Consider the following 13,050-nt stretch of genomic DNA (forward strand, 5'->3'; position numbering starts at 1 on the left):
AAGTATAGGGAGAAGAACTTCTCCTCTCCCTACCATTGTACACTACTATCTCTTTATTTTGAAACAGATTTAACGTACTCTTGTACAAATGCTAAAGCTTCCTCAACTTGCGCTGGGTTTTTACCGCCTGCTTGAGCCATATCAGGACGGCCACCACCGCCGCCGCCGCAACGAGAAGCTACTTCTTTCACAAGTTTACCCGCATGGTATCCTTGGCTAATTAAATCTTTCGTTACGCCAGCTAAGATGTTTACTTTATCATCATTTACAGACGCTAATACGACAACTGCAGACTCTAATTTATTTTTAAGGTCATCCATCATCGTACGTAAGTTGTTCATATCTGCAACATTTACTTTTGCCGCTAATACGTTCACGCCATCAACTGTCATTACTGAATCAGTTAAGTTTCCAGCTTCGATATTGCTTAATTTTGCTGCAAGAGATTCGTTTTCTTTTTGAAGTTGTTTTACTTCAGCAAATAAACCATCTACTCTTGTTAAAATATCTTTCGGATTTGTTTTCATTTTTCCTGCTGCTTCTTTTAATAAACCTACTTGATCGTTCATTAATTCGTATGCAGACTTACCAGTTACCGCCTCAATACGACGAGTTCCTGCACCGATACCAGACTCAGCAACGATTTTGAAAATACCGATAGAAGCTGTATTATCAACGTGACAACCACCGCAAAGCTCTAAGCTATAATCGCCTACTTGTACAACGCGTACAACATCACCGTATTTTTCACCGAATAATGCCATTGCGCCCATTTCTTTCGCTTCTTCGATTGCTTTTTGAGAAATCTCAACATCAATACTTTCCCAAATTTTCTCGTTTACCATACGCTCAATTTTTTCTAATTCGTCAGCTTGTACTTGACCGAAGTGAGAGAAGTCAAAGCGTAAACGTTCAGAAGTTACAAGAGAACCTGCTTGGTTAACATGCGTTCCAAGTACGTCTTTTAATGCTTGGTGTAGTAAGTGAGTTGCTGTATGGTTTTTCACAACGCTGCTACGGTTTTTCGTATCGATAATAGCTTTCACAGCCGCATCTTTCGTTAATGTACCTTCTTCAACAACAACTTTGTGCAAGTTTTGACCGTTTGGTGCTTTTTGTACGTCTTTTACAAGAACTTTCACGCCGTCAGCAAGAAGGTAACCACGGTCTGCAATTTGTCCGCCGCTCTCAGCATAGAATGGTGTTACATCAAGCATTAACTGTCCTTCTTCGCCAGCTTGTAAGCTGTCTGTGTATTCGCCGTTTTTCACAAGTGCAACAACGTTACTTTCTGTCGCAACTGTACCGTAACCAACGAACTCGCTCACTACTTTCACTTCTCCAAGGACACCGCCTTGAACTTGCATAGAATCAACGTCTTGACGAGCAGCACGTGCGCGCTCACGTTGTTTTTCCATTTCATTTTCAAAGCCTTCATGATCAACTGTCATACCAGCTTCTTCTGCATATTCTTCTGTTAATTCAATCGGGAAACCGTATGTGTCATATAGACGGAACGCATCTACTCCAGAAATAACAGTTGTTTTTTCTTCTTTTGCTTTTGTGATAACTTCAGCTAAAATTGCTTCACCATCATGAAGTGTTTCGTGGAAACGCTCTTCTTCGTTTTTCACAACTTTTGCAATGAAATCTTTCTTTTCAAGTACTTCTGGGTAGAAGTCTTTCATTACTTCTCCAACAACCGGCACTAATTCAAACATGAATGGACGATTGATGTTTAATTTCTTCGAATAACGAACCGCGCGGCGTAATAAACGACGTAATACATAACCACGACCTTCGTTAGATGGAAGAGCACCGTCACCAACAGCGAATGTTACTGTACGGATATGGTCAGCAATTACTTTAAACGCCATATCTTTTTCTAAGTCACCATTACGATATTTCTCACCAGAAATTGATTCTGTTGCACCAATCATCGGCATGAATAAGTCTGTGTCAAAGTTTGTAGGCACATCTTGAACGATAGATGTCATACGCTCTAGACCCATCCCTGTATCGATGTTTTTCTTAGGAAGTGGTGTATATGAACCGTCTGGATTATGGTTAAATTGAGAGAATACAAGGTTCCATACTTCTAAGTAACGCTCGTTTTCTCCGCCTGGATATAATTCTGGGTCACTAAAGTCATTACCGTAAGCTTCTCCGCGGTCATAGAAAATCTCTGTATTCGGTCCACTTGGTCCTTCACCGATATCCCAGAAGTTTTCTTCTAAGCGGATGATACGCTCTTTCGGAACACCCATTTTCTCATTCCAAATTGTAAATGCTTCTTCATCTTCTGGATGGATTGTAACTGATAGTAATTCTTTATCGAATCCGATCCATTTGTCGCTCGTTAAGAACTCCCAAGCCCAAGTAATTGCTTCTTCTTTAAAGTAATCACCGATTGAGAAGTTACCTAACATTTCAAAGAATGTATGGTGACGAGCTGTTTTCCCTACGTTTTCAATATCGTTTGTACGAATTGATTTTTGAGCATTTGTAATACGTGGATTTTGCGGGATTACACGTCCATCAAAATATTTTTTTAATGTTGCTACACCACTGTTAATCCATAAAAGAGATGGATCCTCATGTGGAACTAGTGATGCACTAGGTTCTACTGCATGTCCTTTTTCTTGGAAAAAGTCTAAAAACATTTGACGAATTTGTGCGCCTGTTAGTTGTTTCATTGTATTTTCCTCCTTAAATATAAAAAACTCCCGCCCCTATAAAAGGGACGAGAGTTAACTCGCGATACCACCCTAATTATGAATTGATTATTATAACCATCAATTCATCACCTCATGGTGCCGTAACGTGGCAAGACGGCAGTGATTAGCTGCTCTCAGGATTAGCTTTCTGTTACCCTTCATTTAAAGCTTCTTTCAGCCATATGGAAGCTTCTCTCTATAAATGGACTGTAACGTACTTTTTCCGTCATTGATTTAATGTATTATATGACTAAATATAATAGAATTCTCTTAAGTTTGTCAATGTAGATAATCATTTATATTGCATTAACCATAGTTATTCTACTATTCATTCTTAACAGCCTTTCAATATATTATGCATTTATTAATAAATTGTACTACCTCTATATTTTTTTCAGAATATTATTTTTTTGTTATAATTAAATTATCAATAATAAAGGAGTGAGCAAAATGACAACTTTATTGAACAAGGCTAAAAACATATTAACGACTGACGAAACGATATTATTTTACACTGCATGTTCATTAGATATATTTATTTATCGTTCTGTTGCAAGACCAGGACTGTTAATTTTAACGAACAAACGGCTCTTCTTTTATGGACCAGATGTAAGTAAGAACCCAATATTTGAAGAGTACTCTTTTGCAAACATTTCTAATCTAAAAGAGCAAAAGCGGCTTTTCAGCAATCAAATTATATTTATGTACGATAATGAATGGAAAAAAATAAAGCATATTCAAACAAATGATGTAAACTCTCTCGTTCAACAAATACACGAGCAACTCTCTAAATAATGAAAGCCCTCTACTTTTATAAGTAGAGGGCTTTCATATTACACATCTTCTTTTTTCCAAAGAGGTCTTACATGAACAATCACTGTACGAATAACCGCTAAAATTGGAACTGATATTAGTAATCCTACAATCCCAGCTATCTCTCCTCCAACTAGTAATGCAAGCATAATAATAACAGGATGCATACGAAGTGACTTACCAACAATGTAAGGTGATAAAATGTTACTTTCCAAAAATTGCAAAATAACAATCGTAATTCCCGCCTTAATGAGTAAACTCGTTGATACCGTTGCCGCAATCATCAATGTCGGAATCGCCCCTAAAATAGGACCGAAGTACGGGATTATATCCGTTACCCCAATAATAATGCCGAGTAATAATGGATATTTCATACCGATAAACCAAAAGGAAAGAACAGATACTCCCCCTAATACTAAGCAAACAAATAACTGTCCTCGAATATAACTTCCGAGTGACTTATCAATTTCTTTCGCCAGCATTTGCCCTGTACTACGCCACTTACTTGGGACTAGTTTCCAAAAGATGTGATAAAATTCACCGTAATCTTTTAATATGTAAAATACAATGAACGGTATTAAGAAAATAATAAGCAACGAATCCAGTACGCCACGAGCCGTACTCATCACTTTATTTAAAAGTGATTGTATCTTCGTTTCTACACCATCAAAAATTTGTTTCACCTTTTCATGAATAAATGATGGGAAATTTGCTGTTTGTTCTGTGACGCCATCCATCCAAGAATCATACATTTTTGTAAACTGCGGAAATTGTTCATTAATCTCTTGTAACTGTTTAATAACAACTGGCGTTCCTTTATAAATCCCATAACCAATTCCGCCAAAGAAAAGGATGTAAATAAGGAAAATAGCAAGTGTACGTGGCATCCCTTCTTTATGAATTTTTTCAATTAAAGGATGCAATAAATACGCAATAAAGCATGCAATAAGAAACGGTGTAATTGCCACTTTAAATACAAAAATAATCGGTGCCCATAGCGGCTTAATTTTTAAAAAGACAAGTAAACAAAGAAATACAAGTAACAATAACCCTAAACGATATATCCAAATGATTTTAAGATTCTTCACACGAAAAACCTCCTCCACCTTTATTTTGAAAATAAACAGGGTAGGTTATGTGCAAAAGTTTTAAAATCTTTTCGTGCAGACCATACTGTTTTGTAAAGACATACATATACATAACATAACAAGGACAACCACCCCTGAGAATGCAGCATGAAACAATATAATCAGGAGGGCTAATAATGGTTTTATTTATGCTCGTATTATCAGCACTTTTTATGATTCTTGAATGGGTTTGTATCGGGTTTGGGATTTGGAAAGGTTTTTTTATTCGTTCCTCGCGAAAAGAAAGGGCGAAGCAGTTATTTCATTACGGAATGCTTGGCGTTGGATGTTACGGCCTATCGTATCTCTTCTCTGAAATCGGACTTTTATATTTACATACAAGTGCATAAAAAAACTCCCTTATCATGAAGGGAGTTTTTTGCGCTTATAAATAAGATTTAATCATCTTACGTGCTTTTTTCATATTGCGTTTTGAAAATACATCTTGCTTGCGAGCATATTGATATGCTGCCGCTCCAACACCTAATGCGATTAATGAATTGCGTAGATTCAAAGTAAATCCCCCTTTTCGTTATCCGATCGTTCTTTCGTTCTCATCAAATAAATCATCAAGAGAGCTTAATGAACCATCTTCCTCCACTTGATGCGTATGGATTTTCCCTTTTGAAACCGATAATTCGATATAACAATTCCAGCAATAAAATTGGTTGACACCTATTTTTCCAATGTCTTTCCCTTTGCAATTTGGACAAATGAACATATGGCTTTCATCTCCTTACATTCTCCCAGATTCTATTCGCCATTATGTCCAAACCGCATTCATTTATACATTACTGGAGCCTTTCAACGTTATACGTTTGAAAGTTTCACTATATAATTTCACCTTGTTACATGAAATCATACGGTGAAATGTTTTCCACGTCCATTTCTTCGCCATTAACTGTTACCATCTGTACTTCTCCTTGTGATTCTTGCAAGCGACCCGCTAAAGTCGTTTGACGCATTGCATCATCAAGGCGATTTACACCAGACTGGAAAGCTGCTTCCTCCCCGCAAATAATAAGGAACTTCTTACTTCTTGTAATGCCAGTGTAAATTAAATTACGACGTAACATACGATTGTAACTTTTTACTATCGGCATAATCACAATCGGAAACTCACTACCTTGCGATTTATGAATCGAACAGCAATAGGCATGTGTAATTTGATTTAAGTCTGGCTTTGTATATGTTACTTCAATGCCATCAAATGAAACGATAATCATATCTTGTTGTTCAACGTTCTCTTTCGCATAAAACACCGAAACAATTTCTCCGATATCACCATTAAACACTTGGCTCTCTGGCTGATTAACGAGTTGCAGTACTTTATCGCCTCTTCGATATACAACATCACCGTAAGCAATTTCTTTACTCTTTTCCCTTTTCGGGTTAAACACTTCTTGCAACGCTTCGTTTAGTACATTAATACCGGCAGGGCCACGATACATCGGGGCCAATACTTGTACATCTCTTGCGCTAAACCCTTTTGTCTTAGCATTTTCACAAACCTTCTTAACAACTTCAACAATTTGAGCTCCTGTACAGCCGATAAACGAACGATCTTTTTGATTTTGCGCTAAATCTGGTGGGAGCGTTCCATTTTTTATCGCATGGGCGAGTTGAATAACAGATGAGCCTTCCGCTTGACGATAAATTTCAGTAAGCTTTACTGTCGGAACTGCACCTGCATTCAATAAATCTTTCAACACTTGTCCAGGCCCTACAGATGGTAACTGATCTTCATCACCTACAACGATAACTTGGATGTTCGTCGGCAATGACTTAAACAGCTGATTTGCAAGCCAAATATCAACCATTGAAAATTCATCAATAATGAGTAACTTCCCTTGAACCGGATCCGTTTCATTGCGCTGGAAAGACCCTTCTGGCGTCCAACCAAGTAAGCGGTGAATTGTGCAAGCTGGAAGTCCTGTCGATTCACTCATTCGCTTTGCTGCTCTTCCTGTTGGAGCCGTTAATAATATCGGAAATGGATTATCATCGCTATATTCATTCGGATTTAACGATAATCCGTGGAGTGATGCATACATTTCAACAATTCCTTTAATAACTGTTGTTTTCCCTGTTCCTGGTCCACCTGTCAATAACATCATCGGTTTATGAAGTGCCGTTTGAATCGCTTCTTGCTGAAACGGTGCATACTGTACATTCAGTTGTTCTTCAATTTGACCTAACGTCTTTAACACTTCTGCTTCAGGAAATGAAGGTGTTTCTTCTTGATTCATAAGTCGGCGAATAGACTTTACAACACCTTTTTCTGAGTAAAATAACGATGCTAAATACACTCGTTCTTCTTCTATGATAACTTTCCCTTCACTTTGCATCATTTCAACGCAAGCTACAATGTCTTCCTCGGCCACTCTTCCTTCTTGATTATTTAAAAGTGACATCGTTTCTCTTACAAGTTGATTTTTCCCCATATAAACATGACCAAGTTGCAATGAAACATTCTCTAACGTATAAAAACACCCCGCACGTACACGGTCATCATGATTACCCGATATACCTAACGCACGTCCTATATCATCCGCTCTTCCAAATCCAATCCCGTCCACTTCTTCAATAAGCTTATACGGATTATTACGAATCACTTCTAACGTCATCTCTTTATATTGCTGATAAATCTTAATAGAAAGCTTCGTTCCAAAACCGTAACCATTTAAAAAACTCATTACTTTCTCTAGCCCTTGATGTTCAACAATTGTCTCATATATTTCTTGCGCTTTTTGCTTATTGACAACACCATTTAACGCATCCGGATCATCCATAATTTTAGAGATGGCATGTTCCCCAAGATGATCCACAATTTTTTCAGCTGTACGCTTTCCTATCCCTTTAAATAAATCACTCGCTAAATATTGCACCATACCAGCTTTTGTTTGCGGCAATTCTTTCTTAAATGTTTCAACTAAATATTGTTTCCCATACTTCGGATGGTCTTTAAAATGACCTGTCAATGTAAACACTTCATCTTCATGCATGCGGGGAAAATGACCGTTTATCATCACTTTTTTTTCGTCGTACGTTTCATTCGTCTCAATGACTTTCATACTGACAACGGAATAGAGGTTTTCTTCATTGTGGAAAATGGTGTGAAGAACTTGCGCTTTTATAAACTTTTTATCTTCCTCAAACAAATCCATTGCATGTTGATTTCCCATCTTTCCTCTCCTTTCCGGTTCGTTTCACTTTAATGAGCAGTACATCCCCCACCTATTTAGATGAGGGATAACTACCCATTAAACTATATTTTCATCTTATTCAGCTTCTTGCTCCAATAAACGAACACCATTACCAGCTAAAAAGTGATCTGGCTGAATTTCAGTTGCTTTCTTAAATAAAGTAAGAGCCTTCTCGTTATTTTCTTCAAATACGTACGCAACACCTAAATTATAATACGCATCTGCATGCTCTTCATCCATTTCTAATACCTTTTCAAAATAAGGTTTCGCCTCTTGAATATGTTCTAAACGTGCAAAGCAAAGTCCGCACTGGAACACAGCTTCTACATCGTTTTCATCTAATTCTGTTGCTCTTTGTAAAAATGGAAGTGCAAGACGATCATTTCCAAGCTGCACATGTGTAATACCTAACATAAATGTTACATCAGCTGATTGTAATCCCGCTTGCATCGCTTGTTCAAATACAGCCTTTGCCTCTGCAAATTGCTCTTGACCGTAATATACATTTCCTAATCCATAATAAGCAGCCGCAGATTTATCATCTAATTCTAATGCACGTTTATAAAATAAAATTGCTCTTTCACTATCACCTAGTACATCTAATAAGTTTGCAAAATTAATGTATCCAAGCGCATCTTTCGGATTTTCTTCGATTGCTTCTGTGAAATTTTTAGCAGCTTCTTCCCAGTTTCCTTCTTGCATATATTGAATACCTGTTTCAAGTTTGTTTGACATGTCCTTCACCTCTACAACAAATTATAACAAAGAATGTATTTTCCAAGCGAACGAAAATTCGCTTTATGTAAAAGAAACCTCTAACCGCTAATCGGCAGAGGCTTCTCATTTTATCCTAAATAATCCAATTTCTTACCACTACGATATACTTCATCAATTGTAGCACCGCCTAAGCACTCATCTCCATCATAGAAAACAACTGCTTGTCCTGGTGTAATTGCACGAATTGGCTCATCACAAAGAATACGAACTGTATTTTCATCAACGATTTGAACCGTTACTTTATTGTCTTCTTGACGATAACGGAATTTCGCTGTGCACTTAAATTCTTTTTCTTTCGCTTCATTACTTACCCAGCCGATATTCGTAGCAATAACTTCATCACCATATAGAAGCTCGTTATGGAATCCTTGATCAACATATAAAATGTTTTCTTTCAAGTTTTTCCCAACAGCAAACCACGGATCACCGTTACCACCAATACCAAGGCCATGACGTTGTCCAATTGTATAGTACATTAAACCGTCATGCTTCCCTTTCACTTCACCAGATAATGTTTGCATCACACCTGGTTGCGCTGGTAAATAGTTGCTTAAGAAATCTTTAAAGTTACGCTCACCGATAAAGCAAATACCAGTACTATCTTTCTTCGCCGCTGTCGCTAAACCAGCTTCTGTCGCCATTTCACGAATTTGCGGTTTCTTTAATTCACCTAATGGGAACATTGTTTTTGATAATTGCTCTTGGCTTAATTGATTCAAGAAATACGTTTGGTCTTTATTATCATCAACGCCGCGAAGCATTTTATATTCGCCGTCCATATAAGCAACGCGTGCATAATGACCTGTCGCTACATAATCAGCACCAAGCGCAATCGCATGCTCTAAAAATGCTTTAAATTTAATTTCTTTATTACACATTACATCTGGGTTTGGTGTACGACCAGCTCGGTACTCATCTAAGAAGTACGTAAATACTTTATCCCAGTATTGTTTTTCAAAGTTTACTGCATAATACGGAATGCCAATTTGGTTACACACTTCAATTACATCATTGTAATCTTCTGTTGCTGTGCAGACACCATTCTCATCTGTATCATCCCAGTTTTTCATAAAAATTCCGATTACATCGTAACCTTGCTCTTTTAATAAAAGAGCTGCTACAGATGAATCGACGCCACCGGACATCCCGATGACAACACGTGTTTCTTGAGGTAGTTTGTTCATCATGTCACCTCCCATGCTAATTTTGTGTTAATCGCTTCACGATTTTCACTGTTTCGTACGCCGCTTTCTCAATTTGCTCTTTCGTATTTCCAAGTCCGAAACTAAAGCGTACGGATGAACGTATTTGATCGGAGTCTTTTCCGAACATCGCTACTAATACATGTGATGGATCAATCGAACCAGCTGTACACGCCGAGCCACTTGACACTGCAATGCCAGCTATATCTAAGTTCACAAGGAACGGTTCAATGTTCATTCCTGTAAAACTGATATTAAGCACATGTGGTAATCGATATTCTAAGTTTCCGTTTACCTCGAAAGTAATGTCTTCATTTTTGAAGACAGATACCATTATATCTTTAAACTCTTCATATTGGGCATTTTTTTGCTCACGAGTTTTTTCAGCTAACAAAATTGCATGTTGCAAACCAACGATACTCGGTACATTTTCAGTACCAGCACGGCGTTTTCTTTCTTGCTCCCCGCCTATTAATAACGGTTCAAATTTCACATTTGCACCAGCGTATAGGAACCCTACACCTTTCGGTCCGTTAATTTTATGAGCTGAAATCGATAATAAATCAATACCGAACTCTTTCACATCTATTTCTACTAATCCGTAAGCTTGTACCGCATCTGTATGGAAATATGCTTGATGCTCTTTTAGCAACTTCCCTATTTCCGCGATTGGTTGCATCGTCCCGACTTCATTATTCCCAAACATAACGGATACGAGAATCGTCTCTTCTGTTAATGCATTTTGTATGTCAGAAACTTGAACGCGTCCTGTTTCATCAACAGGTAAATATGTCACTTCAAACCCTTCGCGCTCTAACAATTCACACGTATGCAAAATTGCATGATGTTCAATTCGCGTCGTTATAATATGGTTACCTTTATGACGATTCGCACGTGCTACACCTATAAGCGCTAAATTATCAGCTTCTGTACCACCGCTCGTAAATATAATTTCATTCGGATTCGCATGAATGCTACGCGCTCCCGCGCGTCTCGCCTCATCTACTGCATGGCGCGTTTGACGTCCATAAAAGTGAATACTAGACGGGTTCCCGAATGTTTCTGTCATATATGGAATCATCTTTTCGACCACTTCTGGGTGAGTCGGAGATGTCGCAGCATGATCTAAGTAAATGCGTTCCATTAAATCTCCTTCTTTCCAAATCGTTTCACAAGGAATTAAATGTAAAACATATAGCCCCCGTGATTTTCTTCCTCATAACGTACTAAATCTTCTAACGTTGTACTATCTAACACTTCTTGCACCGCATCACGAACACGCATCCATAATTGGCGTTGTGCCGGTTCCTCTTCTTCTATCATTTCTACAACACTAATCGGACCCTCTAATACACGGATTACATCCCCAGCTGTAATGTTAGCTGGCTGATCAGACAATACATATCCGCCATATGCCCCGCGCGTACTCTTTACTAGACGAGCGTTACGAAGTGGTGAAATTAATTGCTCTAAGTAATGTTCCGATAAATCATGTGCCTGCGCAATTGATTTTAAGGAAATTGGACCTTCACCAAACTTTTTTGCAAGATCGATCATAATTGTTAAGCCGTAGCGGCCTTTCGTTGAAATCTTCATCTATTTTGCACCTCTTTTCAAATTTTCACTTCTATTGGTTATATCTTATTTATAAAAGAACACAATTTAAAATCCTATGAAATTATAGCATAATATAGTATTATAAGAAATTTCAACTTGTGTATCAAAATGATAACATAAAATCACATTGAAAAACTCGGAAATTATTACAATTGAAAGAAAAATGAAAATATTTATATTCATTTTTCCCACAAAACAGCATCCTATTTCAAATTCCACTAAAAAAAATGATACGATAGAAAGAGATTATACATTAAGGGAGACGGTAAAAATGAAACAGCCACTCGCACATCGAATGCGCCCTACAAATATTCAAGAAATTATCGGACAACAACATTTAGTTGGTGAAGGAAAAATTTTATGGCGAATGGTCCAAGCAAATCATTTTCAATCTATGATTTTATACGGCCCTCCAGGCACAGGAAAAACATCCATTGCGAGCGCAATTGCAGGAAGTACTGGAACCCCTTTTCGCCTATTAAACGCTGTTACTCATAATAAAAAAGATATGGAAGTTGTCGTACAAGAAGCAAAGATGCATCGACACCTCGTTTTAATTTTAGATGAAGTACACCGTCTAGATAAAGCAAAACAGGATTTTCTATTACCTCATTTAGAAAGCGGACTCCTTACCTTAATCGGTGCAACAACGAGTAATCCGTTCCATGCTATTAATTCTGCTATTCGAAGTCGTTGTCAAATCTTCGAATTACACGCATTAACAGAAGATGATCTTTTAATTGGCTTAAAACGAGCACTTGAAGATAAAGAAAAAGGTCTTGGGGAATATGATGTGACGGTTACGCCGGAAGCATTACATCACTTTGCAAATGCATCTGGTGGAGATATGCGTTCTGCTTATAATGCACTTGAACTAGCTGTTTTATCTAGCTTTACAACGGACGAAAAAGCTGCGGTAATTACGCTAGAAATTGCAGAAGAATGCTTGCAAAAAAAGAGCTTCGTTCACGACAAAGGCGGTGATGCTCATTATGACGTATTATCCGCATTTCAAAAATCGGTGCGCGGAAGTGATGTAAATGCAGCACTTCATTATTTAGCACGTCTTATTGAAGCTGGTGATTTACAAAGCATTGGTAGACGTCTTCTTATTATGGCATATGAAGATATCGGACTTGCTAGCCCACAAGCCGGACCGCGTACACTAGCAGCTATAGAATCAGCGGAACGAGTTGGATTCCCAGAGGCACGCATACCACTTGCAAATGCTGTTATCGAGCTTTGCTTATCACCAAAATCAAACTCAGCTTACAAAGCACTTGATACTGCATTACACGATTTACGTAACGGTCAAACAGGCGACATTCCAAGTCATTTAAAAGATAGTCATTACAAAGGCGCAGAATCACTTGGAAGAGGCATTGGATACTTGTATCCACACGACCATCCAAATGGATGGGTACAACAACAATACTTACCTGATAAAATAAAAAACAAACAATATTATAAACCGAAAACGACAGGGAAATTTGAGCAAGCACTTTCTACTGTATATGAAAGATTACAAAGTTTGAATAAAACGAAAAATAAAGGGTAACCTAAGCGAAAACGTCACCATTATGGAGGCTTC

Annotated in this window: 12 protein-coding genes and 1 other annotated feature; of the genes, 3 read left to right on the forward strand and 9 right to left on the reverse strand. The window is 37.8% G+C overall.

What is annotated here, in order from left to right:
• Window positions 1-53: 53 nt before the first annotated feature.
• Entirely contained in the window at window positions 54-2,696 is a 2,643-nt protein-coding gene (gene alaS, locus JDS82_RS12455) for an alanine--tRNA ligase (protein ID WP_199713403.1), read from the reverse strand.
• A 40-nt stretch (window positions 2,697-2,736) separates the two neighbouring features.
• Window positions 2,737-2,956, reverse strand: a binding site (T-box leader).
• Window positions 2,957-3,167: 211 nt separating this feature from the next.
• Here alaS and JDS82_RS12460 point away from each other — a divergent pair.
• Window positions 3,168-3,512 carry a PH domain-containing protein gene (locus JDS82_RS12460; protein WP_000209469.1) on the forward strand — a complete coding sequence of 115 codons (345 nt, stop codon included), beginning with the start codon at window positions 3,168-3,170 and terminating at the stop codon, window positions 3,510-3,512.
• Between the two features lie 38 nt (window positions 3,513-3,550).
• Here JDS82_RS12460 and JDS82_RS12465 read toward each other — a convergent pair whose 3' ends face one another.
• Complete coding sequence (locus JDS82_RS12465; RefSeq protein ID WP_199713404.1) at window positions 3,551-4,618, reverse strand: AI-2E family transporter; 1,068 nt, start codon at window positions 4,616-4,618, stop codon at window positions 3,551-3,553.
• Window positions 4,619-4,794: 176 nt separating this feature from the next.
• Between JDS82_RS12465 and JDS82_RS12470 the strand changes: the two genes are divergently transcribed.
• A complete protein-coding gene (locus JDS82_RS12470) occupies window positions 4,795-5,007 on the forward strand; it encodes a hypothetical protein (RefSeq protein ID WP_000242555.1) in 213 nt (70 codons plus the stop codon).
• A gap of 35 nt (window positions 5,008-5,042) precedes the next feature.
• On the opposite strand, the gene JDS82_RS12475 is transcribed toward JDS82_RS12470, so the two are convergent.
• The 7 genes from JDS82_RS12475 to cymR all read right to left on the reverse strand — a co-directional run bounded on the left by JDS82_RS12475 (window position 5,043) and on the right by cymR (window position 11,438).
• The gene (locus tag JDS82_RS12475; protein ID WP_001053553.1) at window positions 5,043-5,171 is read right to left on the reverse strand and encodes a YrzQ family protein; all 129 of its coding nucleotides are present in this window, start codon (window positions 5,169-5,171) and stop codon (window positions 5,043-5,045) included.
• Window positions 5,172-5,189: 18 nt separating this feature from the next.
• The gene (locus JDS82_RS12480; RefSeq protein ID WP_000469281.1) at window positions 5,190-5,378 is read right to left on the reverse strand and encodes a hypothetical protein; all 189 of its coding nucleotides are present in this window, start codon (window positions 5,376-5,378) and stop codon (window positions 5,190-5,192) included.
• A gap of 127 nt (window positions 5,379-5,505) precedes the next feature.
• Window positions 5,506-7,842, reverse strand: coding sequence for an SF1B family DNA helicase RecD2 (gene recD2 / locus JDS82_RS12485; RefSeq protein ID WP_199713405.1), 2,337 nt, complete (start codon window positions 7,840-7,842; stop codon window positions 5,506-5,508).
• Window positions 7,843-7,938: 96 nt separating this feature from the next.
• Window positions 7,939-8,598: a tetratricopeptide repeat protein gene (locus JDS82_RS12490; RefSeq protein WP_000066396.1), complete on the reverse strand. Its 660-nt coding sequence runs from the start codon at window positions 8,596-8,598 to the stop codon at window positions 7,939-7,941.
• Between the two features lie 110 nt (window positions 8,599-8,708).
• On the reverse strand, window positions 8,709-9,824 hold the full coding sequence (gene mnmA, locus JDS82_RS12495; protein WP_001038022.1) for a tRNA 2-thiouridine(34) synthase MnmA: 1,116 nt from the start codon (window positions 9,822-9,824) through the stop codon (window positions 8,709-8,711).
• A gap of 16 nt (window positions 9,825-9,840) precedes the next feature.
• Window positions 9,841-10,986 (reverse strand): cysteine desulfurase family protein, encoded by a 1,146-nt coding sequence (locus JDS82_RS12500; protein ID WP_000439914.1) that lies wholly within the window; start codon window positions 10,984-10,986, stop codon window positions 9,841-9,843.
• 35 nt (window positions 10,987-11,021) lie between these two features.
• Window positions 11,022-11,438: a cysteine metabolism transcriptional regulator CymR gene (gene cymR / locus JDS82_RS12505; protein WP_000704116.1), complete on the reverse strand. Its 417-nt coding sequence runs from the start codon at window positions 11,436-11,438 to the stop codon at window positions 11,022-11,024.
• Between the two features lie 292 nt (window positions 11,439-11,730).
• Here cymR and JDS82_RS12510 point away from each other — a divergent pair, with 292 nt between their 5' ends.
• Complete coding sequence (locus tag JDS82_RS12510) at window positions 11,731-13,017, forward strand: replication-associated recombination protein A (protein WP_199713406.1); 1,287 nt, start codon at window positions 11,731-11,733, stop codon at window positions 13,015-13,017.
• Window positions 13,018-13,050 lie beyond the last annotated feature (33 nt).

This window comes from Bacillus cereus group sp. N14, from assembly GCF_016483555.1.
Lineage (GTDB): Bacteria > Bacillota > Bacilli > Bacillales > Bacillaceae_G > Bacillus_A > Bacillus_A wiedmannii.

Bases quoted from the DNA above. Each gene is read 5' to 3' on its own strand.
- JDS82_RS12480 (WP_000469281.1), bottom strand. From the start codon at position 5,378: ATGTTCATTTGTCCAAATTGCAAAGGGAAAGACATTGGAAAAATAGGT.
- recD2 (WP_199713405.1), bottom strand. From the start codon at position 7,842: ATGGGAAATCAACATGCAATGGATTTGTTTGAGGAAGATAAAAAGTTT.
- mnmA (WP_001038022.1), bottom strand. From the start codon at position 9,824: ATGAACAAACTACCTCAAGAAACACGTGTTGTCATCGGGATGTCCGGT.
- alaS (WP_199713403.1), bottom strand. From the start codon at position 2,696: ATGAAACAACTAACAGGCGCACAAATTCGTCAAATGTTTTTAGACTTT.
- JDS82_RS12510 (WP_199713406.1), top strand. From the start codon at position 11,731: ATGAAACAGCCACTCGCACATCGAATGCGCCCTACAAATATTCAAGAA.
- JDS82_RS12490 (WP_000066396.1), bottom strand. From the start codon at position 8,598: ATGTCAAACAAACTTGAAACAGGTATTCAATATATGCAAGAAGGAAAC.
- cymR (WP_000704116.1), bottom strand. From the start codon at position 11,438: ATGAAGATTTCAACGAAAGGCCGCTACGGCTTAACAATTATGATCGAT.
- JDS82_RS12500 (WP_000439914.1), bottom strand. From the start codon at position 10,986: ATGGAACGCATTTACTTAGATCATGCTGCGACATCTCCGACTCACCCA.
- JDS82_RS12470 (WP_000242555.1), top strand. From the start codon at position 4,795: ATGGTTTTATTTATGCTCGTATTATCAGCACTTTTTATGATTCTTGAA.
- JDS82_RS12460 (WP_000209469.1), top strand. From the start codon at position 3,168: ATGACAACTTTATTGAACAAGGCTAAAAACATATTAACGACTGACGAA.